The 26,098-nt window shown below is 75.1% G+C and carries 27 protein-coding genes; 18 read left to right on the top strand and 9 right to left on the bottom strand.

The window, feature by feature from the left end:
- Positions 1–10: 10 nt before the first annotated feature.
- The 9 genes from N555_RS0115715 (at position 11) to N555_RS29140 (ending at position 9,088) form a co-directional block, all read left to right on the top strand.
- Positions 11–988 (top strand): helix-turn-helix transcriptional regulator, encoded by a 978-nt coding sequence (locus tag N555_RS0115715; RefSeq protein WP_029432450.1) that lies wholly within the window; start codon positions 11–13, stop codon positions 986–988.
- Positions 985–1,953, top strand: coding sequence for a helix-turn-helix transcriptional regulator (locus N555_RS0115720; RefSeq protein ID WP_029432451.1), 969 nt, complete (start codon positions 985–987; stop codon positions 1,951–1,953). Before N555_RS0115715 ends, N555_RS0115720 begins: the two co-directional genes overlap by 4 nt.
- Before the next feature lie 10 nt (positions 1,954–1,963).
- Positions 1,964–2,206, top strand: a complete 243-nt coding sequence (locus N555_RS26060; RefSeq protein ID WP_034510791.1) for a hypothetical protein — start codon at positions 1,964–1,966, stop codon at positions 2,204–2,206.
- 36 nt (positions 2,207–2,242) lie between these two features.
- On the top strand, positions 2,243–2,593 hold the full coding sequence (gene tatA / locus N555_RS0115730; protein ID WP_029432452.1) for a Sec-independent protein translocase subunit TatA: 351 nt from the start codon (positions 2,243–2,245) through the stop codon (positions 2,591–2,593).
- A 19-nt stretch (positions 2,594–2,612) separates the two neighbouring features.
- Positions 2,613–3,536 (top strand): twin-arginine translocase subunit TatC, encoded by a 924-nt coding sequence (tatC, locus tag N555_RS0115735; protein ID WP_029432453.1) that lies wholly within the window; start codon positions 2,613–2,615, stop codon positions 3,534–3,536.
- A gap of 8 nt (positions 3,537–3,544) precedes the next feature.
- Positions 3,545–4,453: a diacylglycerol kinase family protein gene (locus tag N555_RS0115740; RefSeq protein ID WP_029432454.1), complete on the top strand. Its 909-nt coding sequence runs from the start codon at positions 3,545–3,547 to the stop codon at positions 4,451–4,453.
- Positions 4,450–5,268, top strand: a complete 819-nt coding sequence (locus tag N555_RS0115745) for an SDR family NAD(P)-dependent oxidoreductase (RefSeq protein WP_029432455.1) — start codon at positions 4,450–4,452, stop codon at positions 5,266–5,268. The genes N555_RS0115740 and N555_RS0115745 overlap by 4 nt, the downstream gene beginning before the upstream one ends.
- A gap of 198 nt (positions 5,269–5,466) precedes the next feature.
- Complete coding sequence (locus tag N555_RS0115750; RefSeq protein WP_029432456.1) at positions 5,467–8,331, top strand: DEAD/DEAH box helicase; 2,865 nt, start codon at positions 5,467–5,469, stop codon at positions 8,329–8,331.
- 127 nt (positions 8,332–8,458) lie between these two features.
- Positions 8,459–9,088: a DUF4333 domain-containing protein gene (locus N555_RS29140; RefSeq protein WP_034510793.1), complete on the top strand. Its 630-nt coding sequence runs from the start codon at positions 8,459–8,461 to the stop codon at positions 9,086–9,088.
- 18 nt (positions 9,089–9,106) lie between these two features.
- Here N555_RS29140 and N555_RS0115760 read toward each other — a convergent pair whose 3' ends face one another.
- A complete protein-coding gene (locus tag N555_RS0115760; RefSeq protein ID WP_034511058.1) occupies positions 9,107–10,024 on the bottom strand; it encodes a 5'-3' exonuclease in 918 nt (305 codons plus the stop codon).
- A 77-nt stretch (positions 10,025–10,101) separates the two neighbouring features.
- Between N555_RS0115760 and N555_RS0115765 the strand changes: the two genes are divergently transcribed.
- From N555_RS0115765 to N555_RS0115775, 3 genes are all read left to right on the top strand, one after another.
- Entirely contained in the window at positions 10,102–11,241 is a 1,140-nt protein-coding gene (locus N555_RS0115765) for a M24 family metallopeptidase (RefSeq protein WP_231502811.1), read from the top strand.
- Positions 11,216–11,686, top strand: a complete 471-nt coding sequence (locus N555_RS0115770) for an Lrp/AsnC family transcriptional regulator (RefSeq protein WP_029432460.1) — start codon at positions 11,216–11,218, stop codon at positions 11,684–11,686. The genes N555_RS0115765 and N555_RS0115770 overlap by 26 nt, the downstream gene beginning before the upstream one ends.
- 183 nt (positions 11,687–11,869) lie before the next feature.
- A complete protein-coding gene (locus N555_RS0115775) occupies positions 11,870–12,991 on the top strand; it encodes an Rv2578c family radical SAM protein (protein WP_029432461.1) in 1,122 nt (373 codons plus the stop codon).
- 100 nt (positions 12,992–13,091) lie between these two features.
- Here N555_RS0115775 and N555_RS0115780 read toward each other — a convergent pair whose 3' ends face one another.
- Positions 13,092–13,937: a hypothetical protein gene (locus N555_RS0115780; RefSeq protein WP_029432462.1), complete on the bottom strand. Its 846-nt coding sequence runs from the start codon at positions 13,935–13,937 to the stop codon at positions 13,092–13,094.
- A 128-nt stretch (positions 13,938–14,065) separates the two neighbouring features.
- Between N555_RS0115780 and N555_RS0115785 the strand changes: the two genes are divergently transcribed.
- On the top strand, positions 14,066–15,223 hold the full coding sequence (locus N555_RS0115785; protein ID WP_029432463.1) for a carboxylate-amine ligase: 1,158 nt from the start codon (positions 14,066–14,068) through the stop codon (positions 15,221–15,223).
- Positions 15,224–15,266: 43 nt separating this feature from the next.
- Positions 15,267–16,127, top strand: coding sequence for a lysophospholipid acyltransferase family protein (locus N555_RS26065; protein ID WP_029432464.1), 861 nt, complete (start codon positions 15,267–15,269; stop codon positions 16,125–16,127).
- Between the two features lie 4 nt (positions 16,128–16,131).
- Here N555_RS26065 and N555_RS0115795 read toward each other — a convergent pair whose 3' ends face one another.
- Entirely contained in the window at positions 16,132–16,662 is a 531-nt protein-coding gene (locus N555_RS0115795) for a GNAT family N-acetyltransferase (protein ID WP_029432465.1), read from the bottom strand.
- Positions 16,663–16,724: 62 nt separating this feature from the next.
- Between N555_RS0115795 and N555_RS0115800 the strand changes: the two genes are divergently transcribed.
- The 3 genes from N555_RS0115800 to N555_RS26070 all read left to right on the top strand — a co-directional run bounded on the left by N555_RS0115800 (position 16,725) and on the right by N555_RS26070 (position 20,902).
- Positions 16,725–18,236, top strand: a complete 1,512-nt coding sequence (locus tag N555_RS0115800; protein ID WP_034510796.1) for an amidohydrolase — start codon at positions 16,725–16,727, stop codon at positions 18,234–18,236.
- A gap of 477 nt (positions 18,237–18,713) precedes the next feature.
- On the top strand, positions 18,714–20,354 hold the full coding sequence (lnt, locus tag N555_RS0115805; protein ID WP_051684153.1) for an apolipoprotein N-acyltransferase: 1,641 nt from the start codon (positions 18,714–18,716) through the stop codon (positions 20,352–20,354).
- Positions 20,355–20,413: 59 nt separating this feature from the next.
- A complete protein-coding gene (locus tag N555_RS26070; protein WP_034510798.1) occupies positions 20,414–20,902 on the top strand; it encodes an FxsA family protein in 489 nt (162 codons plus the stop codon).
- 72 nt (positions 20,903–20,974) lie between these two features.
- On the opposite strand, the gene N555_RS0115815 is transcribed toward N555_RS26070, so the two are convergent.
- The 4 genes from N555_RS0115815 to N555_RS0115830 all read right to left on the bottom strand — a co-directional run bounded on the left by N555_RS0115815 (position 20,975) and on the right by N555_RS0115830 (position 23,942).
- Complete coding sequence (locus N555_RS0115815; RefSeq protein ID WP_029432469.1) at positions 20,975–21,319, bottom strand: RNA polymerase-binding protein RbpA; 345 nt, start codon at positions 21,317–21,319, stop codon at positions 20,975–20,977.
- Positions 21,320–21,514: 195 nt separating this feature from the next.
- The gene (locus N555_RS0115820; RefSeq protein ID WP_231502813.1) at positions 21,515–22,294 is read right to left on the bottom strand and encodes a thymidine kinase; all 780 of its coding nucleotides are present in this window, start codon (positions 22,292–22,294) and stop codon (positions 21,515–21,517) included.
- Complete coding sequence (locus tag N555_RS0115825) at positions 22,291–23,169, bottom strand: lysophospholipid acyltransferase family protein (protein WP_081866293.1); 879 nt, start codon at positions 23,167–23,169, stop codon at positions 22,291–22,293. The genes N555_RS0115820 and N555_RS0115825 overlap by 4 nt, the downstream gene beginning before the upstream one ends.
- Positions 23,166–23,942, bottom strand: coding sequence for a glycerophosphodiester phosphodiesterase family protein (locus N555_RS0115830; protein ID WP_029432472.1), 777 nt, complete (start codon positions 23,940–23,942; stop codon positions 23,166–23,168). The genes N555_RS0115825 and N555_RS0115830 overlap by 4 nt, the downstream gene beginning before the upstream one ends.
- A 150-nt stretch (positions 23,943–24,092) precedes the next feature.
- Between N555_RS0115830 and N555_RS0115835 the strand changes: the two genes are divergently transcribed.
- Entirely contained in the window at positions 24,093–24,527 is a 435-nt protein-coding gene (locus tag N555_RS0115835) for a hypothetical protein (RefSeq protein ID WP_231502815.1), read from the top strand.
- 4 nt (positions 24,528–24,531) lie between these two features.
- On the opposite strand, the gene N555_RS0115840 is transcribed toward N555_RS0115835, so the two are convergent.
- Both N555_RS0115840 and N555_RS0115845 read right to left on the bottom strand, forming a co-directional pair.
- Positions 24,532–24,744, bottom strand: a complete 213-nt coding sequence (locus tag N555_RS0115840) for a hypothetical protein (RefSeq protein ID WP_029432474.1) — start codon at positions 24,742–24,744, stop codon at positions 24,532–24,534.
- A gap of 523 nt (positions 24,745–25,267) precedes the next feature.
- Positions 25,268–26,080, bottom strand: coding sequence for an ArsR/SmtB family transcription factor (locus N555_RS0115845; protein ID WP_231502817.1), 813 nt, complete (start codon positions 26,078–26,080; stop codon positions 25,268–25,270).
- Positions 26,081–26,098 lie beyond the last annotated feature (18 nt).

The following is a 26,098-nucleotide window of genomic DNA, read 5'->3' on the forward strand; positions in this document are numbered from 1 at the left end:
GCCTGGGCGCGTGGCGGCGAAGCGGGCAGAGCGACTGGTGAACCTGGTCATCGCCCTCCTCGGTACCCGGCAGTACGTCAGCGCCGCGCGGATCCGCGCCACCGTGCCCGGCTACGAGCTCGACGACGGCACCGAGCGCGCCGACGAGGCGTTCAAGCGGATGTTCGAGCGGGACAAGGCCGACCTCCGCGAGATGGGCGTCCCGCTCGAGACCGGCCGGACCAGCGCCTTCGACACCGAGGACGGCTACCGCATCGCGCGGGCCGACTATGAGCTGCCCGAGCTCACCCTCACCGGCGAGGAGGCCGCCGCCGTCGGCCTGGCCCTGCGGCTCTGGGAGTCCGCGCAGCTGGCCGGCGCCGCACAGAGCGCCCTGGTGAAGCTCAAGGCCGCGGGGGTCGACGTCGATCCCGGCCGGGCGCTGCCGCTGCGGCCCCGGCTGGACTCCGACGAGCCCTCCTTCGAGCCCTGCTACGCGGCGGCCCGCGACCGCCGCCTGGTCGAGTTCGACTACCGCCGTCCCGACGAGGGCGCCCCGGCCCGCCGCCGGGTCCAGCCCTGGGGCGTGGTGGCCTGGCACGGCCGCTGGTACCTGGTCGGCCACGACCTCGACCGGCAGGCGCCGCGCGTGTTCCGGTTGTCGCGCGTGCTGGGGGCCCCGCGGGTGAGCGGCCCGGCCGGGGCCTTCGAGCCGCCGCCGGACCTCGACCTGGCCGAGATGGTGGCGCGCCAGGACGGGGGAGAGGAGCAGCTGGTCGTCGTCCGCGCGCGTCCGGGCACGGCGATCGGGCTGCGCCGGCACGCGACCGCGCTCGGCCCGGCCGCCGACGGGGACGACCTGCTGCAGATCCGCACCACCGAGCCGCGCCGGCTGGCCGACGAGCTCGCGGCGTACGGCGCCGACGTGCTGGTCGAGTCGCCGCAGGTCGTCCGGGACGCCGTGGTCGAGCGGCTGACCCGGCTCGCCGCGATGGGGCAGCCGGCATGAGCGCCCCCGGCACGACCGAGCGGATGACCCGCCTGCTCTCGCTGGTCCCGTACCTCACCGCGCGGCCCGACGGCGTGCCGCTGGCCGAGGCCGCCCGCGACTTCGGGGTGACCGAGCGGCAGCTGCGCCGCGACATGGAGCTGCTCTGGATGTGCGGGCTGCCCGGCTACGGCCCGGGTGACCTCATCGACCTCTCCTTCGAGGGCGACCGGGTGCGGGTCACCTTCACCGCCGGCATGGTGCGCCCGCTGCGGCTGACCACCGACGAGGCCGTGGCCCTGGTCGTCGCGCTGCGCGCGCTGCTGGAGTCCCCGGGCCTCGCCGAGCGGGAGGCGGTCAGCCGCGCGCTGGCCAAGATATCCGCCGTCGCCGGGCACGCGGCCGAGCGGTCGGCGCCGGTGGCGCTGTCGGTCGACGCGCGCGAGCACGCCCTCGCCGTCGTCCGGGACGGCCTGGAGCGCCGGCGGGCCCTGCACCTGCACTACTACGTGCCCACCCGGGACGAGCGGACCGAGCGGACCGTCGACCCGATGCGGCTGCTGCTCGTCGACGGCCACTCCTACCTCGAGGCCTGGTGCCGCCGCGCCGAGGGCGTCCGGCTCTTCCGGATCGACCGCGTCGACGACGTCGTCGTCCTCGACGAGCCCGCGGCGCCGCCGCCGGAGGCACACGAGCGCGACGTCGAGGGCGGCGTCTACCACCCCGGGCCGGACGCGCCGCTGGTCCGGCTCCGGCTGGCCCCGGCCGCCCGCTGGGTGGCCGAGTACTACCCGGTCGAGGACGTGCGCGAGGTCGAGGAGCCCGCGGGTGGGCTCGCGGTCGCCGTGCGGACCGGCGACCTCGCCTGGGCACGGCGGCTGGTCGCCTCGCTGGGCGGCGGGGCGGTCGTCGACGAGCCGGTCGACCTCGCCGCCGCGGTGGCCGGCGACGCGCGCGCGGCCCTGGCCCGCTACACCGGCGGCTAGGGTCGGCGTCGTGCTGCTGGTCGTCTGGATCGCCGTCCCCCTGCTGTGCCTGCTCGTCCTGGGGTTCCTGGCGTACGGCGTCCTCGGTGCGCTCCAGCGGCTCGGCCGGGAGGCCGAGGGGCTGCAGCGCGAGGTCGCCCCGCTGCTCGCGCAGGCCCAGCAGGTCCAGGCGGGGCGCGCGGCCGGTGAACCGATGGGTGACCAGCCCGCGAACACCTCGCGACTTCCCGGTCCGGCGCAGTCCCCGGCGTAGCATCGGCGGAGCCCAACCCACCGTGGAGGAGACCCGATGAACCTCGGCCCCCTGGAGATCGGTCTGATCATCCTGGCCGTCCTGTTGCTCTTCGGGTACAAGAAGCTGCCCGATGCCTCCCGCTCGCTCGGCCGCTCGCTGCGGATCTTCAAGGGCGAGATGAAGGGCATGAAGGACGACGACAAGGCCGCCGAGGTCCGCGCGAAGGCCCCGGCGTCCACCTCCGCCCCGCTGCGGGGCGAGATCGTGGACCCCGCGCCCGGTGACCTGACCGCGCAGCTGCGCGCCGAGCAGCTCGAGGCCGAGGCGCAGGCCGCCGAGGCGCGTGCCGCGGCGCTGCGGGCCCGGGCCGCCCAGGCCTCCGGCTCGGCCGACCCCGCGCGCTGATCCCCCCGGCACGACGACGGTGAGCGAGGCCGCACCTCCCCGCGCCCGCAGGCGGCGCAAGCCGCCGCGGGACGCGGCGGCGACCATGTCGCTCATCGCGCACCTGACCGAGCTGCGCAACCGGCTGGGCAAGGCGCTCTTCTTCATCCTGATCGCGACCGCCGTCGCGTTCTGGTGGTACGAGCACGGGCTCGGCGAGTTCATCCGGGCGCCCTACTGCGCGCTCGACCCCTCGCAGCGCGCCTTCGACACCACCGACGCCGGCGACTGCGACCTCCTGGTCACCGACGTCTTCGGCGGCGCGCTGATCCGGCTGAAGATCGCGTTCATCGTCGGGATCGTGCTGTCGGCCCCGTTCTGGCTGTACCAGCTGTGGGCGTTCATCACCCCGGGGCTCAAGCGGAACGAGAAGCGGTACGGCGTCGGCTTCGTCGCCGCCTCCTCGACGCTGTTCGCCCTGGGCGCGGGCCTGGCCTACATCTCCCTGGCCAAGGGCCTGGAGCTGCTGCTGGGGCTGGCCGGCGACGGCGTGGCGATCGCCCTCACCGCGCAGGACTACATCGGCTTCGTCATCTCCCTGCTGCTGGCCTTCGGCGTGAGCTTCGAGCTGCCGCTGATCGCCGTCGCGCTCAACCTGATCGGGATCCTGAGCTACGAGGTGCTGCGCAAGGGGCGGCGGTGGATCTACTTCCTCACCATCGTCTTCGCCGCCTTCATCACCCCGACCCAGGACCCGTTCACGATGCTGCTCATGGCCGCCCCGATGTGCGTGCTGTTCGAGGTGGCCATCCAGATCGCGCGCGTGGTCGACAAGCGGCGGGCGCGCCGCGCGGCGATCGAGGGCTTCCACGACGTCGACGACGACGAGGCATCCCCGCTCGACGCCCGTCCCACCGCGCTGGACGACGAGCCCGTCGCCGGCCCCGCCGCACCCACGCGCTGACCCCCGCGGTGGGCACCGGACTCTCCGCGGCCGTCCTGGTCAGCCCCGGCGCCGGCCGCGGACGGGCACCGGCCGCAGCCGACGCTGCGCTCGACGCCCTCCGGGCCGCCGGGGTGACGCCCCGCGTGCTGCCCGCCACCACCCGCGCCGACGCCGAGCAGCAGGCCGCCGCCGCGGTCGCCGACGGCGTGTCCGTGGTCGTCGCCGTCGGAGGTGACGGCGCCGCGCACGCCGGCCTCCAGGCGGTGGCCGGGACCCCCACCCCGCTGGCGGTCGTCCCCGCCGGCACGGGCAACGACCTGGCCCTGGCGCTCGGGGTGCCCTCCGATCCGGCGGCCGCCGCCCGCGCCGTCGCCGAGGACCTGCACGCGGGCAGCGTGCGCAGCGTCGACGCCGGGCGGACCGGCGCGCGGTGGTGGGCGACGGTGCTCTGCTGCGGGTTCGACTCCGCCGTCACCGACCGCGCCAACCGGCTGCGCTGGCCCCGCGGACCGCGGCGCTACGACGTGGCGATCCTGGCCGAGCTGGCCCGGCTGCGGCCGCACGAGCTGACGCTCACCCTCGACGGGGAGCGGAGCACCCTGCCGGTCACCCTGGTCGCCGTCGGCAACACCGCCTGGTACGGCGGCGGCATGCGCGTCTGCCCGGCCGCCGATCCCGCCGACGGGCTCTTCCACGTCACCGTGGTGGGCCCGATCAGCCGGCGGGAGCTGATCCGCACCCGGCCGCGGCTGACCGCCGGCACGCACGTCGAGCACCCCGCGGTCACGGTGCACCGCGCCGTCCGCGTGGAGCTCGAGGCGCCCGGGCTTACCACCTACGCCGACGGCGAGCGGGTGGCGCCGCTGCCGGCGGTCGCCGAATGCGTCCCCGGCGCGCTGCGCGTCGTCGGCACCCGACCGAGGAGCGATCCGTGACCGTGCCCGCCCAGGACCTGCTCAGCCTCCGCGGGAAGACCGCGATCGTCACCGGAGGCGGCACCGGCATCGGCGCGGAGACCGCCCGGATCTTCGTCCGGCACGGCATCGACGGCGTGGTGCTCGCCGCCCGTACCGAGGCCGACCTGCAGCGGGTGCGCACCGAGCTGCTCGAGCTGGGCGCGCAGGCCGGCAACCTCGGCGTCCGGGTGCTCGCCGTGCCGACCGACGTGAAGAAGGAGGACTCGGTGGTCGCCCTGGTCGAGGCGACGATCGCGGAGTTCGGCCGGGTCGACGTCCTGGTCAACAACGCCGGGGGCACCCGCATGGGGCCGCTGGAGGACACCCCCACCAAGGCGTGGGACTCGGTCTTCGACCTCAACGCCAAGGGCCCGTTCCTCTGCACCCGCGAGGCCGGCCGGCACATGATCGCCGCCGGGAGCGGCACGATCGTCAACCTGTCGTCGGGGGCCGGGGTCACCGGGGTCCGGTACGGCGCCGGCTACAGCGCCGCGAAGGCCGCCCTGCAGATGTTCACCCGCGTCACCGCCGCCGAGTGGGGCCGCCACGGGATCCGGGCCAACTGCATCGCCGTCGGGGGGATCGCCTCCGAGCGCGCCTCGGCCGCCTGGGAGGTCGCCGGTCTCGACCAGGAGCAGCTGGGCCGGGGGACGGCGCTGGGCCGGATCGGTGTCCCTGCCGACATCGGCAACGCGATCCTCTTCCTCGCCTCGGACGCCTCGGCCTACGTCAGCGGGCAGACCTTCTCCGTCGACGGCGGCGCGCTGCTCGGCGGCCCGCCCACCGACGACTGACGACGGACCCCGCTGCCCTCCACCCCTCGCGAGCGCGCGGCGGGCCCCTGCAGTGAGGCCGTCATACAACCGTTATGCCCAACATCCTCGCCGCCGGAGGCGGCCGGTCACCTCCACGAGCGGGGAAGCGGCGACGACGAGGCGGGGCCTCGGGCACTCCGGCTGAGACCGAGGGCCGCAGCGCCTACCGTGGAGCCCATGTCCAGCCCCGCAGAGCGGTACGCGGCTGCCCGGCGCCGGAACGCGCACCCCGCCCTCGCCGAGTTCACCGCGGAGCTCGGGTTCTCCCTGGACCCCTTCCAGGTGGAGGCCTGCGAGGCGCTCGACGAGGGCGCGGGCGTGCTGGTCTGCGCGCCGACCGGTGCCGGCAAGACGGTGGTGGGGGAGTTCGCCGTCCACAAGGCGCTCGCCGAGGGCCGCAAGGCGTTCTACACGACGCCGATCAAGGCGCTGTCCAACCAGAAGTACGCCGACCTGGTGCAGCGGTACGGCGCGGACAGGGTCGGCCTCCTGACCGGGGACAACGCCGTCAACGGCGACGCCCCGGTCGTCGTCATGACCACCGAGGTCCTGCGGAACATGCTCTACGCCGAGTCCCCGGCCCTGACCGGGCTCGGCTACGTCGTGATGGACGAGGTCCACTACCTCGCCGACCGGTTCCGCGGCGCGGTCTGGGAGGAGGTGATCATCCACCTGCCGCAGTCGGTCACCCTCGTCTCCCTGTCGGCGACGGTGAGCAACGCGGAGGAGTTCGCTGACTGGCTGGTCACCGTCCGCGGCCACACGAAGGTCGTCGTCAGCGAGGTGCGGCCGATCCCGCTCTGGCAGCACATGCTCGTGGGCAACCGCGTGTTCGACCTGTTCTCCCTCCGCCCCGCCGCGCACGCCGCCGAACGGGGGGAGGAGCCCCGGCAGCTCCCCACCCGCGAGCGCGGCGCGTCGGTCGTCGACCCCGAACTGGTCCGCTTCGTCCGGGAGCAGGAACGCCGGATGGACACCTGGGGCGGCGGGGGAGGGGGCAGCCGCCGGCGGGAGGGCTACGACACCCGGCCGCGGTGGCGGCCCCCGGCCCGGCCGGACGTGATCGAGCGGCTGGACCGCGCCGGCCTGCTCCCGGCGATCACCTTCGTGTTCAGCCGCAACGGCTGCGACGCCGCCGTCGACCAGTGCCTGCGCTCGGGCCTGCGGCTCACCGACGAGGCCGAGCGCGCCGAGATCGCCGCCATCGTCGACGAGCGCACCGGCTCGCTGCCCGAGCAGGACCTGCACGTCCTCGGCTTCTGGGAGTGGCGCGAGGGCCTCATGGCCGGGATCGCCGCCCACCACGCCGGCCTGGTGCCCGCCTTCAAGGAGACCGTCGAGGAGTGCTTCGTCCGCGGCCTGGTCAAGGCCGTCTTCGCCACCGAGACCCTCGCCCTGGGCATCAACATGCCCGCCCGCACCGTCGTCCTCGAGCGGCTGGTGAAGTGGAACGGCGAGGCCCACGTCGACGTGACGCCGGGGGAGTACACCCAGCTCACCGGGCGTGCCGGGCGGCGCGGCATCGACGTCGAGGGGCACGCGGTCGTCGTCTGGGCGCCGGGCGTGGACCCCTCCGTCGTCGCCGGGCTGGCGAGCACCCGCACCTATCCGCTGAAGTCGTCGTTCCGGCCCAGCTACAACATGGCGGTCAACCTGGTCGGCAGCTTCGGCCGGGCGCGGGCCCGCGAGCTGCTCGCGTCCTCCTTCGCCCAGTTCCAGGCCGACCGGTCGGTGGTCGGCCTCGCCCGGTCCGCGGCGCGCCACGAGCGCGACGCCGAGCGGTTCGCCGCGGAGATGTCCACCGAGGGCGGGGACGTCGCGGGCTACGTGCGGCTGCGCCGGCAGATCTCCGACCGGGAGAAGGAGCTCTCCCGCGACTCGCAGGCCAAGAGGCGCCTGGAGGCCGCCGAGGCGCTGGCGGCGCTGCGGCCCGGGGACGTCATCCGGGTGCCCTCCGGACGGCGCCAGGGACTGGCCGTCGTCCTCGACCCCGGCGTGCCCGACGGCGGCCTGAGCGGCGACGGCGAGGCCCGCCCGCTCGTGGTGACCGAGGACAAGTGGGCCGGCCGGCTCGGCCCGATCGACTTCCCGACGCCGGTGACCGCGCTGGCCCGCGTGCGGGTGCCGCGGAACTTCAACCACCGCAGCCCGCACGCCCGGCGCGACCTCGCGGCCACCCTGCGCAACGCCCGGGTGGAGAACGACCTCGGCGCCCGCCGGGTCAAGAACCGCTCCGTCGCCGCCGACGACCCGGTGCTCGCGGACCTGCGCCGCGCGCTGAAGGCCCACCCGGTGCACTCGCTGCCCGACCGGGAGGAGCGGGTGCGCGCGGCCGACCGGTGGCTGCGGGCGGTCTCCGAGGCCGAGGCGCTGCAGCGGCGGATGGCCGAGCGCACCGGGTCCCTCACCCGGCAGTTCGACCGCACCTGCGACGTGCTGGAGGAGCTGGGCTACCTGGTGCCGGAGGTCGCGCCGCTGTCGCCGGCCGAGCCAGGGGAGGTGGCGACGGTCGAGGACACCCCGGTGGTGACCGACGAGGGCCGCCGACTGTCGCGCATCTGGTCCGAGGCGGACCTGCTGGTCGCTGAGTGCCTGCGCGCGGGGGCCTGGCGCGGACTGACGCCGGCGGAGCTGGCCGCGGTCGTCTCCACGGTGGTGTTCGAGGCCCGGCGGGAGACGCCGGCCCAGCCCGCCGTCCCGGCCGGGAAGGTGGCCACCACGATCGCCGAGATGCGGCGGATCCGCTCCCGGCTGCTGGACGTCGAGGTCGACCACGGCGTCCCGCAGACCCGCGACCTCGACCTGGGGTTCGCCTGGGCGGCCTACCGCTGGGCCGACGGGCAGGACCTCGACCGGGTGCTCGCCGGCGCCGAGCAGGCCGGCACGGAGCTGTCGGGTGGCGACTTCGTCCGCTGGGCGCGGATGCTGCTCGACCTTCTCGACCAGCTCGGCAAGGGCGCCGACGACGTCGTGGCGGCGACCGCACGGGCGGCGGTCACCCGCGTCCGCCGCGGGGTGGTGGCCGTCGCCGTCAGCGGCTGACGGGCCGGCTCCGGCCGTCCAGCGCGCCGGAGGCCCGCCTACGGCACGGCGGTGGGGCAGAATGCCACCGCCTGCGCACCGCGGGCCACGGCGACCAGCGCCAGACACCGTCCGACCGGGAGCGACGATGACCAACCCACCGCAGGGTGGCAACCAGCCGGGGCAGTACGGGCAGCCGGGCCAGCAGCCGGGGCAGCCCTCGTACGGCCAGCCGGCGCCCGGTGGGTACGGCAACCAGCCCTCCTACGGCCAGCCCGGCTACGGGCAGCCGGCCCAGCCCCAGTACGGCCAGCCCGGCCAAGGCCAGCCGCAGTACGGCCAGCCCGGCTACGGGCAGCCGGGTCAGCCGGCCTACGGCCAGCCCCAGTACGGCCAGCCCGGTCAGTACGGCCAGCAGCAGTACGGCCAGCCCGGCTACGGGCAGCAGTACGGCCAGCAGCCGCCGACGAAGAAGTCGCGGACCGGCCTGATCGTCGGCCTCGCCCTGCTCGCCCTCGTGATCGTGGTCGCGGCGGTCGTCCTGCCGCTGACCGTGTTCAAGAAGACGGTGCTCGACCCCGACGCGGTCAGCCGCGACGTCGGCCAGCAGTTCCAGGAGCAGAACGACCTGGAGCTCAGCGACCTGGACTGCCCCGAGCTGGAGGTCGAGGTCGACGCCGACTACCAGTGCTCGGCCACCGTGGAGGGCGAGCCGACGACGATCACGATCGTGATCACCAGCGACGACGGCGACTACACCTGGAACGAGACCTCGTAGCCGGTCCGGCCGGCGCGCTCAGCCGAGCGCGTCGGCCGGCCAGCCGAGCACCGCGGCCATGCGGCGCACCGAGGACTCGATCCCGTGCGTCGCGGCCAGCTCGGCGAGCGTCGCCGGATCGGCCGGCCGCCGGGCCAGCGCGCCGTCCACGGCCGGCATGTCGATGTCCGTGGCCACCGCCACCACGACCGGCGCGGCGTCCAGGTACTCGCCGCCGGCGTGCAGCCGCTTCAGCACCGCCGCCGTCAGCGGCGCCTTCGGGACGACGGTGCGTGCCGCCGCCGCCCGGATCGCGGCGAGGTCCCCGAACTCGGTGATCAGCGCGGCCGCGGTCTTCGCGCCGATCCCGTTCACGCCCGGCAGGCCGTCGCTCGGGTCGCCCCGGAGGACGGCGAAGTCGGCGTAGGCCCGGCCGGGGATCCCGTACTTCGCCGCCACCGCTCCCTCGTCGACGACCTCGATGTCGTTGATCCCCCGGTTGGTGTAGAGGACCCGCACCCCGCGCGCGTCGTCGACCAGCTGGAACAGGTCGCGATCGCCGGTGACCACGTCGACCGGGCCGCGCGCCCGGGTGGCCAGCGTGCCGATCACGTCGTCGGCCTCGTAGCCGGGCGCGCCCACCCGGGCCAGACCGGCCGCCGCGAGGACCTCCACCAGCACCGGCACCTGCGGGCCCAGTTCGTCGGGCACCTCCTCGCCGCCCTCGGGGGCCTGGCGGTGCGCCTTGTAGGACGGCAGCGCCTCTACGCGGAACGCCGGCCGCCAGTCGTCGTCCCAGCAGGCCACCCAGCGGTCGGGCCGGTGCGCGGCGATCAGCCGGGCGGACATGTCGAGGAAGCCGCGGACGGCGTTGACCGGACGACCGTCGGGCGAGGTCACGCTCGTCGGCACGCCGTAGAAGGCTCGGAAGTACAGGCTGGCCGCGTCCAGCAGCATCGTCGTCACGACCCGGGACGGTAACGGCTCCGGTAACTGGCTCGGGATCGGTCGTGCCCCACGGATAGTCTCCGACCGTGGGCAGCGACGCGGGGGGACTGGTGACGATCGAGCGGGTGCATGCCGCGCGGGACGTGGCGGAGGAGGTGGGGCTCGACCTCCTGGTGCTGACGCCGGGGTCGGACCTGCGCTACCTCAGCGGCTACCACGCGCACGCCATGGAGCGGTTGACCGCGCTGGTGGTCCCGCGCCGCGGCGAACCGTTCCTCGTCGTGCCGCGGCTGGAGGCGCCGATGGTGGGCGCGAGCCCGGCCGGTGCGCTGGACCTGGAGGTCCTCGCCTGGGACGAGACCGACGACGCCTTCGCGCTGCTCGCCCGCGCGGCGTCCGACCGGCTGGGCTCGGCTCCGGCGCGGGTCGCGGTCGGGTCGCGTACCTGGGCCGAGCACGCACTCGGGGTGCAGCGGGCGCTGCCCGGCTCCGCACTGGAGCTGGCCGGCCCGGTCCTGGACCGGCTGCGGATGGTCAAGACCCCCGCCGAGGTCGAGGAGCTGGCCGCCGCCGGCGCCGCGATCGACCGGGTGCACGCGCGGATGGCCGACCTGCTCCGGGTGGGGCGCAGCGAGGCGGAGGTGGGCGCCGACATCGCGGCCGCGATCCTCGCCGAGGGGCACGTGGCGGTGGACTTCACGATCGTCGGCTCCGGCCCCAACGGCGCCAGCCCGCACCACGAGCTCTCCGACCGCGTCGTGCAGGCCGGCGACCTCGTCGTCGTCGACATCGGTGGCGAGCTGCCCAGCGGCTACCGCTCCGACTGCACCCGCACCTACGTCGTCGGCGGACAGGCCGACGCCGAGACCGCCGAGTGGTACGCCGTCCTCCAGGAGGCCCAGCGGGCCGCGTGCGCCGCGGTCCGTCCCGGGCTCGCCGCGCAGGAGGTCGACGCCGTCGCGCGCCGGGTGATCACCGACGCCGGCTGGGGTGAGCACTTCATCCACCGCACCGGGCACGGCATCGGGCTGGACACCCACGAGGCGCCGTACATCGTGGCCGGCAACGAGCTGCCCCTCGTCCCGGGGATGGCGTTCTCCGTGGAGCCCGGCATCTACCTCGCCGGGCGCTGCGGGGCCCGCATCGAGGACATCGTGGTCTGCACCGACGACGGCGTGCGGTCGTTCAACTCCGGCTCCCATGAGCTCGTCCACCTCCCCGGCTGACGGCGGCCCGGCCGACGTCGACCGGGCGCTGCTGGCCGCGCTGGCCCGGGACGGCCGGGCCAGCTACACCGAGCTGGCCGAGCGGGTGGGCTTGTCGGTCTCGGCGGTGCACCAGCGGGTGCGCCGGCTGGAGCAGCGCGGGCTCATCACCGGGTACCGGGCGTGCCTGGACGCGGGGGAGCTCGGACTCGGCCTGACCGCCTTCGTCGCGATCACGCCGCTGGACGTGGACCGGGCGGAGGAGGCGCCGGGCAAGCTCGCCCACCTCACCGCCATCGAGGCGTGCCACTCCGTCGCCGGGGCGGAGAGCTACCTTCTCAAGGTCCGGGTCGCCTCGACCCAGGCGCTGGAGGACCTCCTGCGGGAGATCCGCTCCCTGGCCAACGCGAGCACCCGGACGACGGTGGTGCTCTCGACGGTGTTCGAGGACCGGCCTCCGGTCTGAGGCGCTCCCTGTGCGGGCTGCTGGCCGCCGCCTCGCGGTCAGGAGCCGCCGTTGTGCAGACATCCACCTCTCGTCGCGGCGATGGGGTGGACAGGTGCACAGCGGCACTCGACTCCGCGTCCTCGTGCGCCGGACATCGCGAGCTGGCTGGACAGCTGATCGAACGCGTGTTCGGATAGATGCGTGCGGTGGGACGCCCAGCGGCTGGACCTGGACGACGGGACGACGCTGCCCGGCATGCCGTCGGTCCGCGGCCTGCTGCGCAGCGTCGAGGTGCCGGAGTTCCCCGGGCTGACGTTCCACGAGGTGCGGGCGAAGTCGGCCCTCAACGCCGTCCCGGCCGACTCCGGCATGCCGTTCGGCCACACGATCAACCCGTACCGCGGCTGCAGTCATGCCTGTGCCTATTGCTTCGCTCGCGGGACGCACCAGTGGCTGGAGCTGGACACGGGGCGGGACTTCGACACCCAGATCGTCGTCAAGACCAACCTCGTCGACGTCCTCCGGCGGGAGCTGGCGCGGCCGTCGTGGAAGCGCGAGCACGTGGCGCTGGGCACCAACACCGACCCCTACCAGCGCGCCGAGGGCCGCTACCGGCTCATGCCCGGGGTGATCGGGGCGCTCGCCGGGTCCGGGACACCGTTCTCGATCCTCACCAAGGGCACCCTGCTGCGCCGGGACGTCCCCCTGCTGGCCGCGGCCGCCCGCGACGTCCCGGTCGGCCTGGGTGTCTCCATGGCCATCTGGGACGAGGAGCTGCACGCCGCGCTCGAGCCAGGGGCGCCGTCACCGCGGGCCCGCCTCGACCTGGTCCGCGCGGTCGCCGACGCCGGGCTGCCCTGCGGGGTCTTCCTCGCTCCGGTGCTGCCCGGGCTGACCGACCACCGGGCGCACCTGGACGCCGCCATCGGCGCGATCGCGGCCGCGGGGGCGACCGGGGTGACCGTGGTGCCGCTGCACCTGCGGCCGGGCGCCCGGGAGTGGTTCACGGCCTGGCTCCAGCGCGAGCACCCGCAGCTGGTCCCGCGCTATCGGCAGCTGTACGGCCGCGGCGCCTACGTCCCGGCCGAGTACCGGCGCTGGCTCGCCGACCGGGTCGCTCCGCTGCTCGCCGCCCACAGGCTGGACCGGCAGGCCGGGGGAGAGGCCCGCGGCGCCGGCGTCCCAGGCGACGACGAGGCCGCCTTCCCGGCCGGGAGCCTCCCCGAGCGACGGGAGGACCCGGCCGCGGGGCTACCGGGCGCGGCACCGGCGCGGGCTGTCGCGGAGGCGGCCGACCTCCCCGAACAGCTGACGCTGCTCTGAGCGTCAGCCACCTCGCGTCGGCACACCTCTCTGGGCTCGCTCGGGCTCTGCCCAGCATGATGGGCAGAGCTCGAGCGTCCGCGGGACAGGTGGGCGGCCCTCAGCCGGCCCGGCGGGCCTCGCGGGCGACGGCCCGTTCGGCGCGGACCACGCCGCGGCTGCTGACCGGTGGCGCCCCGGCGGCCAGGGACAGCCGCCGGAACGAGTCGTAGGAGAGCTCCCGGTAGGCCTCCGCAAGCGCCGCGGCGCGGTCGCGACTGCGGGGAGGTGCCGTCGCGCGCAGGTGGTGCCCCGTGCCGACGGCGTGCTTGGTGAACGTCACCTGCAGCGCCTGGTTCGACAACCGGCCGCCGATCCGCGAGTCCAGACCCGGACCCCGCCGGAGCGCCGGCAGCACCCAGGGGCTGGCCGCGAGCGCGGGGAACCGCCCGCGCACGGTCTCCCAGGCATGCCAGGCCGTCGTCGCGCCGGGGACGGCCCACTCGCCGTCGTCGGTCCGCACGACCAGCCGCCCCGCCGAGGGGTGGACTTGGTCGCGGCGCAGCGAGCGGAACTGCCCGACGGCGGCCGGCCAGCCCAGCGCAAGAGCGCACCACGTGACCGCGCGCAGGTGCTCGGGGTCCTCGCTGCGGATCTCGGTGAGCGGGCGCAGGTCCAGGGTGTCGGTCGCCGGCTCCGGCGTCCGCGGGACGGGCAGCGCGACGCCGCCGTACCGGGCCACCTTGCTGTAGAGCGTGACGGTCGCTGGCCGCCAGCCGCGGGCGACCGCGACGGGTTCCAGCCCGTCCTCGGCCAGGTCGTCGGGGCCCAGCCCCAGTTCCAGGGCGGCGTCGACCAGCCGCCGCCACTGCGGTTCGTAGCCCTCGGGCGCCGTCAGCCGCCGCCAGGCCCGTTCCGGGGGTGGCGCCGGCATGTCGGGCAGGGGGAGCTGCCACTCACGTGCCATCTCGGAAGTCTACCGTTATCCCCAACAACATCGCAGGTTTTTTCCGGCAGGCACCGCCGTTGACACCGCAGGAGCACCTATCGGGGGACCTGCGGTTCAGCCACCGCCCGGCGGGGGAGCATCAGCCGGTGCGGACGCTGGGTGTCGAGGAGGAACTGCTGGTCGTGGACCCGGACGGGGTCCCCGTGCCGCTCGGGCCCCAGGCGTTGGCGGCGGCGGCGCGATGGGGTGAGGCCGAGACGGTGGGCGAGCACGACCGGGCGGCACGAGGGCAGGCGGACGACGACGGGGGAGGGGACGGCGACCCCGCCGGGCACCTCGTGCCGGAGCTCAAGGCGCAGCAGATCGAGCTCGGCACGCGGGTCTGCTCCGACCTGGCGGGGGTGACCGAGGAGCTGCGGCACTGGCGCGGCCGGGCGGACGCCGCCGCACGGGCGGTCGGTGCGCGGGTCGCGGCACTGGCCAGCTCACCGGTCCGGGTCGAGCCCGTCACGACACCGGGGGAGCGGTACGCCGACATGACCGAGACGTTCGGCCTGACCGCGCTCGAGCAGCTCATCTGCGGCTGCCACGTGCACGTGTCGGTGGCCGACGACGAGGAGGGCGTCGTCGTCCTCAACCGGATCCGCGTGTGGCTGCCGGTCCTGACCGCGCTGACCAGCAACTCGCCCTTCTGGCTGGGCCGCGACAGCGGGTACGCCAGCTTCCGCTCGCAGTCGTGGAACCGGTGGCCGTCGTCCGGCCCGACCGAGCTGTTCGCCGACGCGGCCGACTACGCCCGCGTGGTGGCCGACCTCGTCGCGACGCGGACGATCGTCGACACGGGGATGGTCTACTTCGACGCCCGGCTGTCCGAGCAGTGGCCCACCGTCGAGGTCCGCATCGCCGACGTGGCGCTGCACGTCGAGGACGCCGTCACCCATGCCGGTCTGGTCCGCGGGTTGGTGGAGACCGCGGCGCGCGAGTGGCGCGACGGGATCCCGGCGCCCGACGTCCGCACCGAGGTGGTCCGGGCCTCCGGGTGGCGTGCTGCCCGGTGGGGGATGAGCGGCGACCTGGTCTCCCCGGCCACGGGCCGGCCGGCTCCCGCGGCCGAGGTCGTCGCCGCGCTGCTGGACCACGTGCGGCCCGCCCTGGCCGACGCCGGGGACGACGAGCGGGTCTCCGCCGGTGTGGCCACGATCCTGGACCGCGGGACCGGGGCGGACGAGCAGCGGCGGGTGCACCGGGAGACCGGCGCCCTGACCGGCGTGGTGCGCGCGGCGATCGAGATCACCACGGGCTGATCCGACACCGGCAGGTCACAGCGGGGACGGTTATCGTCCGCGCATGGCAACGGTGCGCTGGCGCGACGTCGTACGGCCCGACCTGTACGGGCCCCGGCCCGACCCGCGGGACCGGCCGTACCGGTTCGTCGTCCGGCTGGCCATCGTGGTCTTCCAGCTGTTCGGTTTCCGCTTCGACGTCCGCGGCAGCGAGCACGTGCCGCGCACGGGCGGCGCGATCATCTGCAGCAACCACGTCAGCTACCTCGACTTCACGTTCCTCGGCCTGGGCGCGCTGCAGTCCCACCGGCTGGTCCGGTTCATGGCCAAGGCGTCGGTCTTCGGGCACTGGTTCGCCGGGCCGTTCATGCGGGCGATGCAGCACATCCCGGTGGACCGCCGGGCCGGCGCGGCCGCCTTCGAGGCCGCGGTCCGCGCGCTCAAGGACGGGCAGGTCGTCGGGGTCTTCCCCGAGGCGACGATCAGCAGCAGCTTCACGGTGAAGGATCTCAAGGCCGGTGCCGCGCGGATGGCGATCGACGCGGGGGTGCCGATCATCCCGGCGGCGGTCTGGGGCGGGCAGCGGATCACCACCAAGCACCACAAGCCGCAGCTGCGCCGCGGGGTGGCGGTGACGGTCGTGCTGGGGGAGCCGATCGTGCCCGTGCCGGGGGAGCGGACGGCACCTCTGCTGCGGCGCACCCGCGCGGCGATGGAGGAGCTGCTGGACCGGGCGCAGCGGGACTACCCGCAGCAGCCGGCCGGCCCCGAGGACCTGTGGTGGCAGCCCGCGCACCTCGGCGGTACCGCGCCGACCCCGGAGGAGGCAAAGGCGCTGGACGTCTCGGACTACTCCGGTACCCGGGAGAAGCCGAAGCGGCCGCACCCTCTGGCGCGGCTGCGCCGCCTGGTGCGCCGCGGCTGAGCCCTCAGTCCACGACCACCGGGGCGATCAGCCGGTGGGTCTCCAGCTCGACGTCGTACCAGCGGCGGAGCAGCCCCAGCGGCTGCATCCCCAGCCGCCGGCACACCGCCACCGAGGCGGTGTTGCCGGGCCGGACGACGGCGTACACCTCAGGCACCCCGCCGGAGAACGCCCGGTCGATCACCGCGTGCGCCGCCTCGGTCGCGTAGCCGCAGCCCCAGGAGTCGGGGTGCAGGTGCCACGCCACCTCGACCTCGCCGATCCCGCCCGGCAGCGGCTTGAGCAGCACGGTGCCGGCGATCCGGGAGGGCGACCCCGTCTCGATCGCCCAGACGCCGAGACGGGGATCCGCGACGCCGATCTGCTGCCAGCGCTGCACCAGCTCGACCGGCGTCACCGACGGCCCGCCGCCCAGCCACCGGGTGACCTCCGGGCGCCCGTACAGGTCGGTCAGCCGCGCCAGGTCGTCGCGGCGGGTCGTCCAGGGGCGCAGCCGCAGGCGCTCGGTACGCGGGAGGGCGTCCGGGACCGGCATGGCTCGTGCCTACCGGGAGGGGACGTGGCCGGCCACCGGAGGCGGCCGGTCATGCTCCTGTCATGAGCCTGCTGCTGACCGACGTGACCGTCGGCGACCGGCCCGGCCGTGCGGTGCACGTCGTCGAGGGCCGGATCGCCTGGGTGGGCGACGCGGAGGAGGCGCCGACCGCGGACCGCACGCTGACGGGGGAGGGGGCCCTGCTCACCCCGGCCTTCGTCGACGCGCACGTGCACGCGACGGCGACCGGGCTGGCCCTCACCGGTCTCGACCTCCACGGGAGCTCGAGCCTCGCGGACGCCGTCGCGTCCGTGGCCGAGCACGTCCGCCGGGTGCCGGACGGCGTCGTGCTGGGCACCGGCTGGGACGAGACCGGGTGGCCGGAGGGGCGCGGCCTCACCCGCGCCGACCTCGACGCGGTCGGCGGCGACCGGCCGGTGTACCTCGCCCGCGTCGACGTCCACTCCGCCACGGTGTCGACGGCGCTGCTGGACCTCGTCCCCGGGATCCGGTCGCTGCCGGGGTTCGGCGCAGACGGACGGCTGCGGCTGGACGCCCACCACGCCGCCCGGCAGGCCGCCTACGGAGCGGTGAGCACCGCCCAGCGGCGCGCCGCCCAGCGCGCGACCCTCGCCGAGGCGGGAGCGCTGGGCATCGGCACCCTGCACGAGATGGCCGGCCCGGAGGTGTCGAGCGCGGCCGATCTCGCCGAGCTGCTCCAGCTCGCCGCCGAGGCCCCCGGTCCGCGGCTGCTCGGCTACTGGGGTGAGCTCTCCGAGCGCGGCGGCCTCGCGCTCGTGCAGGAGCTGGGCCTGGCCGGCGCCGGCGGCGACCTGTTCTGCGACGGCGCCCTGGGCTCGCACACCGCCGCCCTGGGGCAGCCGTACACCGACCGGCCGGAGACCGCCGGGGCGCTGCGGTTCGAGCTCGCCTCGCTGGTCGAGCACGTCCGGGCCTGCACCGTCGCCGGCATCCAGGCCGGCTTCCACTGCATCGGGGACGCCGCCGTAGGCCAGGTGCTCGACGCCATCGGTGCCGTCGTCGACGAGCTCGGTGCCGCCGCGGTACGCGCCTGCCGGCACCGGCTGGAGCACGTCGAGATGGTCGGGCCCGACGTGATCGCCCGGATGCGGGCGTGGGACGTCGTGGCCAGCGTGCAGCCGGCGTTCGACGCCGCCTGGGGTGGGGGAGAGGGCATGTACGCCGCGCGGCTGGGCGTGGAGCGGGCGCTGGCCTGTAACCCCTTCGCCGACCTCGCCGACGCCGGGGTCGCGCTCGCGCTGGGCAGCGACGCCCCGGTGACGCCGATGGACCCGTGGGGGAGCGTGCACGCCGCGGTCGACCACCGCACGTCCGGTTCGGGCCTGCGTCCGTTCGACGCGTTCGACGCTGCGACGTACGGCGGCTGGTACGCGGTGCGGGGAGAACATCCCACAGGCCCCCTGGCCGTCGGCGCCCCGGCCGACCTGGCCCTCTGGGCGACGACGGAGACCCTCTCGCGGGCGCTCGCCGACCGGTCCCGGCCCGCCTGCCGTCAGCTGGTCGTAGCAGGAGAATCGGTTCCGCGGCCGTAACGATCCCGTCACGGTCCGCCACGACGGTGACCGGACCCGCCCGACCTCGCCGCCGTAGTTCCTACAGTCGCTGCAGTTCCGTTCCGGGGGCACCGCGCGTGCTCCTCCCGGACGGTGCGCACCCTCCCGGTCGCGCGGATCGGTTCGATCCCCGCCTGTGCCGGGCCGTCGGAGGGGGCGTACCGGGCGGGGGGCAGCGCGCACCGGCTCCCGGCGGGGATCGGCACGGCACCGCACGACCCGGACAACGACCCGACGACCGCCGCCCGCGGCCGTGCGGGCCGGCCCCGGGAGCGCGGTTGCCGCGACCCGGTCCGCGCCGCGCACCCCGGGACAGCGGTCCGCGGGGCGGTCGTTCCGGCCGGCCTCCGCGTGCGGAGTGGGATGCTGGGCCGGGACCGCGACGACCGCGGCCCGGCCGACGCCTGCGCCGGCACAACCGCCCGGGGCCACGGGCACCACGACCGGGGAGGCGACGTGTCGTCAGCCGCGACGGTGGCGACCCCGTCCGGGACCCCCGAGCCCGCGGCCGGACCGGCCCGCGGCCGCCGGCTGCCCTGGCGCACGGTGCTGGCCGTCGCCGGGGGTCTGGCATTGTGGCTGGCCTTCCCCGGCTGGTCGGTGCAGGGCCTCGCCGTCGTCGGTCCGATGGCGCTGGCCCTCGCAGTGCGCGGCGAGCGGGCCCGCTCGGGCGCCTGGCTCGGCTTCGTCCTCGGCCTGGCCTTCCTCGTTCCGCTGCTGTCGTGGACCGGCGTCTACGTCGGCGCGTTCCCGTGGCTGGCCCTGGCGATCTGGCAGGCGACCTACTACGCCCTGCTGGGGGCGGCCACCGCCGCCACCTCGCGGCTGCCGCTCTGGCCGCTGTGGACGGCGATGCTGTGGGTGGCCGACGAGGCGCTGCGCGGCCGCTGGTTCCTCGGCGGCTTCCCCTGGGGCCGGCTCGGCCTGAGCCAGACCGACGGGCCCTTCCTGTCGCTGGCCGCCTACGGCGGGGTGCCGTTGGTCAGCTTCGCCGTCGCCCTGACCGGCGCGCTGCTGGCCGCCGCCGTCCTCGCCCTCGTTCGCGCCTGGCGTACCGCCGGGGACGACGCGCAGCGGCCGACCACGCTGCGGGCCGGGGCGCTGGCCGTCGTGGCCGTCCTCGCCGTCCCGCTGGTCGGCGCGCTGGCCTGGCTGCCGCTGCCCGGCCCGTCGCTGACCGACGGCGGCCCCACCCGGACCGTCGCGGTGATCCAGGGGAACGTGCCGCGCGCCGGCCTGGAGTTCAACGCGCAGCGGCGGGCGGTCCTCGACAACCACGTCGAGCAGACCCTGGAGCTGGCCGCGGCCGTCGAGCGCGGGGACGCGCAGCAACCGGACCTGGTCCTGTGGCCGGAGAACAGCTCCGACATCGACCCGTACACCAACGCCGACGCCGCCCGGGCGATCGACCGGGCCGCCGAGGCCATCGACGCGCCCATCCTGGTCGGAGCCGTGGTCGAGGGGCCGGGCCGCTACCTCAGCAACACCGCCATCGTCTGGGATCCGGAGAGCGGCCCGGGGGAGACCTACGTCAAGCGGCATCCGGTGCCCCTGGCGGAGTACGTCCCGGCGCGGTCGTTCTTCCGCTTCTTCACCGACAAGGTCGACCTCGTGCGCCGGGACTTCCGCGCCGGGGACGAGGTCGGCGTGCTGGACATGGCCGGCACCCGCGTCGGCGACGTCATCTGCTTCGAGGTCGTCTACGACGGCCTGGTGCACGACACCGTCGACGCCGGCGCCGGCATGCTCGTCGTCCAGACCAACAACGCCACGTTCGGGTTCACCGACGAGAGCGAGCAGCAACTCGCCGCCAGCCGGCTCCGCGCCGTGGAGTACGGCCGCACCGTGGTCGTGGTGGCCACGAGCGGCATCTCCGCGATCGTCGCGCCCGACGGGTCGGTGGTCCGCAGCTCGGAGCTGTTCACACCGGCGACGTTCGTCGAGGACATCGCGCAGCGGGACTCCACGACTGTCGCCGAGCGGCTCGGCGCGTGGCCGGAGTTCCTGCTCACGGCGCTCGGTCTGGGCGCCCTGGTAGCGGTTGTGGGGCCCGGCATCGCCCGGCGGCGCCGGGCACGCCGTTCGCGCACGGCGTAGCCAGGAGCAAGACGGCCGCCTCGCGCGTTGCACCGGGTGTGACTGGACCGAAGAGAGCCGTGGGGCGTCGGGTGCGCGCCGCGGCCGGCGTGCTCGCGCTGGCCGAGGTGGTCGTGTTCGTGCTCGTCGCGAACTGGATCGGGCTGGGCCCGACCATCCTGCTCACGCTGGCGACCAGCGCGCTCGGGCTGCTGCTGCTCGGCCGGCAGGGCACCCGCGCGCTCACCGAGCTGCGGTCGCAGGCGGCCGAGCGGCGCCCGTCCGGCCGTGCGCTGGGGGACGCCGGGCTGGTCGCCGTCGGCGGCGTGCTCATGGTGCTGCCCGGCTTCATCGGCGACGTCGTCGGACTGCTCTGCCTGCTGCCGCCCACCCGGCCGCTGGTGCGCGGGCTGATCGGGCGGCTGTTCGTCTCCCGGCTGCCGGCGCACCTGCGGGGCCCGGTGCGCGTCCGGAGCGCCCGCGCCGAGGGAGTGGACGGACCTGCGCCGCGGCCGGAGCGGCCGCTGGTCATCGAGGGCGAGGTGCTGCGGGACGACCCGCAGCACTGACCGGGCCGGCCCGGGACGCAGAACGGCCCCGGTGGGAGATCCCACCGGGGCCGTTCTCCGAACTGGAGTCGCTCAGCTGGCGCGCGTACGGCGACCGCGGAGCACCTCGAGGCGCTCGGCGAGGACCTCCTCGAGGTCCTCCACGGAGCGACGCTCGAGCAGCATGTCCCAGTGGGTCCGCGGCGGCTTGACCTTCTTGGGGGCCGGCTCCGCACCACCCACGAGCTTCGCGGCAGCGCCGTCGAACTTGCACTCCCACGTGTCGGGGACCTCGGCGTCGTCGGCGAAGGGCACCGAGAACAGGTGTCCCGACGCGCACTTGTACTCGACGTACTGACGCTCGATCGGCGCGGTGTTCCGCTCGGTCTCGTAGCTCACGCTGCCCAGTCGGCTACCCCGTAGGGAACGCTCGCCCATGGCACACCGTCCTCTCGTGCTGAAGGTGTCTCGGTCACGACCCGATCCGTCGCACGGGCACATACCCAGGAGACGGGGGGATCGAAAGGACCAACGGCAAAACTCTCGGCAAGATTCCGCTTCGTCGGCCAGTCATCATCGCATGGAGGGAGATCTGCGGCTCCAGCGGGCCCCGGGTGCCCCCCGGACGAGGGATCAGGGGAGGGCCAGCTGCCCGGGGCCGGCCGCGGTCGGCCCGAGCTGACCCAGCACGTGGTGCCGCCGGCAGAGCACCTGGTAGTGCACGTCGGCGCCCGTCGAGGGCTCGTCGGGGGCCGGCGTGGGAGCCGTGTCGGCGACCACGACCGTCGCGCCGTGACGCACCAGGGCGCCGTCGACGACGCGGGCGTTCAGCAGGCCCGGCAGGCCGCACCAGCACAGCACCTCCACCTGCACCCGCTGGACGTCGTCGGCGACCTCCAGCAGCCGCTGGGTGCCCGGGAACAGGCGGGTGCGGAAGTCGGTGGTCAGGCCGAACGCCCAGACGTCGACGTGCGACTCGTCGACCAGCTCCGCCAGCTGGTCGACCTGGGCGGGGGTGAGGAACTGCGCCTCGTCGACGATCAGGTAGTCCACCCGCCGGCCGTCGGCCCAGTGGGCGCGGACCAGCAGCCTCAGGTCGGTCGTCGCGTCCACCTCCAGGGCCTCCCGCGTCAGGCCGACCCGCGAGCTGATCCGCGGCCGGCCGGACCGGTCGCCCTGGGTCAGCAGCAGGCCGGAGCGACCCTGGCGGGCCTGGTTGAAGTCGACCTGCAGCGCGAGGGTCGACTTCCCGCAGTCCATCGGCCCGTGGAAGAAGCGCAGGTGCGCCGGAGCCGGGTGGCTGCGCCGGTTGCCCGCGACCGGGACGGCGGTCGGGCGCTCGCGCCGGCGCGAGTCCGGGTCCGGCACGGTCATGGCGACCGCGGTGGGGTCGACGCCGTCGGGCGGGGTCACGGGACGTCGTCCGGGACGTGACCGCCGGGGAACGCCGACACGACCGTTGTGGGCCTCGTCGGGTCGACGAAGGCGGGCCGGTCCGGCTCGTCGGCGCGCAACGGCACCAGCCCGCGGGTGATCGCCGCGGCGATCCGGTAGCGCGCGCGGTTGGCGTCGCCGACCCGGCCCATCTGCAGGTCGTCGAGCCGGACGGGAGCGCCGACGTGCACCCGCAGCGCCGGCCGGCGGACGGCGGCGCGGGCGAGGGTGCGCAGCTTGCCCCAGTCGTTGCCGTACTGGAGGACCTCGTGGGCACCCCACTGGCTGATCGGGATCACCGGGACACCCATGCCCAGCGCCATGCGGGCCATGCCGGTCCGGCCGCGCTCGGGCCAGCCGTCGGCGGTCAGGCCGACCCGGCCCTCGGGATAGGCGACGACGTGCCCGCCGTGCACCAGCGCGACCTCGGTGACCCGGACGGCGTGCCGCGCGAGCTGCGTCCCGCGCTCGACCCGGATGGCGCCGGTCCGCTCCAGCGCGGGCCCGACCACAGGGGCGGAGATGATCCCGCCGGTGGCCATGATCCGCGGGACGACGCCGACCCGGTGCAGGGCGACGGCGACGACGAAGGGATCGAAGTCGCCGATGTGGTTGGCGGCGAGCAGCAGCGGCCCGCGGCGCAGCTCCTCCGGCACCTCTCCGGTCACCTCCACCCGGCCGAAGACGCTCACCAGCCAGGAGAAGCGGCGCAGCACGAACCGCCAGAACCACCAGGGCGGGGCAGCGGCGATGGCGAGCTCGCGGGCGAACCACTCGGGGTCGTCCGGCCGCACCAGCTGCTCGAGGTGGTCCGGCAGCGGCGGCGGCTCCGGCCGCCAGTCGCGCAGGCTCACCGGGGCACCCACTGGCCGCGCTTCTCCAGGACGGCGCGCAGCATCGAGGGCCGGTCGGTCATGATGCCGTCGACACCGAGGTCGAGCATCGACTGCGCCTCGTCCTCGGTGTCGACGGTCCACACGTGCACCTGGAGCCCCCGGTCGTGCGCCGCCTCGAGGAAGCGCTCGTCGACCAGCGCGCGGCCGCCCAGCCGCAGTGGCACCTGCGCGCAGCCGGCCTCGATCCGGACCAGCCCGGCCGCCCGCGGGGAGTAGGACGAGAGCCGCAGCGCGGCCACCCCGCGCGGGCCGAGCGACGTGCACACCGCGGGACCGAACAGCCGCCGCGCGGCGGCGATGCGGGCGTCGGAGAAGGAGCCCAGGCAGATCCGGTCGGTCAGCTTCATCCGGCGGACAAGCCGCACCAGCGGGGCCAGGACGCCGGCGGCCTTGATGTCGAGGTTGAACCGCACGTCGGGCCAGGCCCCGAGCAGGTCCTCCAGCCGCAGGACGGGCTCGCGGCCACCGATGAGCGCCGTCGACACCTCCGACCACGGCAGCTGGTCCAGACGCCCGCTGCGGTCGGTGACGCGGTCGAGGGTGGGGTCGTGGAAGACCACGGGGATGCCGTCGGCGGTCACCTGCACGTCGGTCTCGAGATAGCGGTAGCCCAGGTCCACACAGGCCTCGAACGCCCCCATGGTGTTCTCCACGTGCTCGATGGCACCGCCGCGGTGGGCCATCGCCAGCGGTGTCGGCGCGTCGAGGAACGCGTAGCGGACCGGGGGCACGGGCGACACGCTATCGGCGGCCGATGACGCGCTGGTCAGGCCCTCGGGAGGCGCCTCGGGAGCCGGCTGCCTCGCGGTCGCCGACCCGCGTCGCCGGAGTGTCGGGCGTGTCCCCGGAACCTGTCGGTCTCGCCGTCTACCGTCCCTCCCGTGGCAGAACAGCAGGGATCGGCGCTCCTCCTCGACGACGAGGTCCGCGGCCCCGGGGCCCCCTCGGGAGCGGCTCCGGCAGAGCGTCGGGGGAGCAGCCCGGAGCGGCGCTGCGGCTGGTGCCGGCGGGTGCTGCCGCAGCAGGGCTCGGTCGGCCGGCCGCGGCTGTACTGCGGCCAGGCCTGCCGCCAGCGGGCCTACGAGCAGCGCACCGCGACCGCCAAGGCCGGCCTGTCCGGCGACGTCGTCCTGGTGACCCGCGCCGAGCTCGACGGCCTGCAGGACCGGCTGTACCAGCTGCGCTGTGCCCTCGAGGACGTGCAGACGCTGCTGAGCGAGCGCCCCACGAAGGCCGAACTGGAGAGCTCGCTCGCCGAGGTGCTGCGGTCCACCGGCCGGCTCGACCGGCTCTGGGTGTCCGAGCGCGCCGGCTGACCGATCAGTCAGGGTCCTGGTTGTCCTCGCCCTGCTCGACCTCTCGCTCCGGGTCGGTGTAGTTCGGGCCGGCGCCCGGGCCCTGGTTGACCTCGTCGTCGGTCGTGCCGTCCCGCTGGCCGCTGCCGGCGGCGTCGTCGCACGCGGTCAGCGTGGCACCGCCTCCGAACAACGCGAGTGCGGTCAGGACGGTGGCGACAGGTCGTCGGAGGTGCATATGCCGAGCCTATTGAGGTCGTCGGCGCGGCGCCCGTCGACCCGCCAGATCCACCGTCATTGCGTCACAGTGACGTATTGGAGGCGATGTCCCTGGACCCCGGGGAAGGGGCATCGACACCTCTCACATCTCGTCCGCCGCCGTCCGCCGGCCGCTGATGAGCCGGTGAGAGACGATCGACCGGAACAAGATCGACAAATAACAAGATCATCATGGGGGAGTCGAGGACGCCGGGGCGGGGTCGACACCGGCCGTCGAGCGGGACGGCTCGGCCCGAACGTGACTCCCGAGGACGGCGTCACGGCGACGGCAGCTGGCGGGCGGCGATGGGGCGGCCGAACCACCAGGCGGCAGCACAGCGTCGGCGCAGAAGTGCAGTTCCGCACCGTGCAGAAGTGCAGTTCTGCACGCGAGGGCGGCGACGGCCCAGGTCGGGCGTCGGAACCCCTCTCGGCGCTCATCCGGCTATCGCCGATAATGCACATTATGTCAACTCATCGGGCGAGGAGCCCCTCCTGGACCGTCAGGACGACGCCACCGGCATCTCCCACGGTGCGACCGGCAGCACCTGCCCCGTCTCGAGCAGCGACTTGAGGTTGGCGAAGACGGCGGGCCATCCCTGCGAGACGTCGCTCAGCGCCTTCTCGTCGGCGAGGTCCTCGTGGGTCACCGTCAGCCGGACGATGCCCTCGTGTGGCACGACCAGGAAGGTGACCGTCGACGTCACCGCCGGCGCCTCACCCGGGTCCCCGAAGGTCATCACGAGCCGCCGGGGCGGCTCGACCTCCAGGACCCGCCCGCCGGCGTCGGCGACGTCCGAACCATCCGTGCGCCGGTGCTCCCACAGCGAACCCGGCTGCCAGTCCGACACGTTGGCGTGCCCCCAGTAGCTCGCCGTGAGGTCGGCGTCGGTCAGCGCCTGCCAGACCTGCTCGGCCGTGGCCCGGATGTAGGTGACGTAGACGTAGGTCGGCACGGTTCCCGACCCGGAGCTCTGCTCGGTCATGGCGTGGTCCTCTGCCCTCTCCTTGATGGCGTGGATGGCGGCGAGCCGCGGCCGGTCGAAGGCGGAGATCCAGCGCTGCTCGATCGCGTGGATCGGCCCCGGGTCCAGGTAGTGGAGCCGCTCCCGCCCGCGCCGCACCACCGTCACCAGACCGGCCACCTGGAGCAGGTCCAGGTGCTGGGTCACCGACTGCCGGGCCATGGAGACCCCGGCGCAGAGCTCCCCCAGCGTCTGGCCGTTGCGACTCCGGAGGCGGTCCAGGAGACGCCGGCGGGTGGGGTCCGCCAGGGCCTTGAAGACCGCCTCCAGGTCGTCCGCTCCCCCGGTCACCCCGCCATCATGCAGGTA

It is taken from the genome of Blastococcus sp. URHD0036 (genome assembly GCF_000701365.1).
In the GTDB taxonomy this organism is placed as follows: Bacteria; Actinomycetota; Actinomycetes; order Mycobacteriales; family Geodermatophilaceae; genus Trujillonella.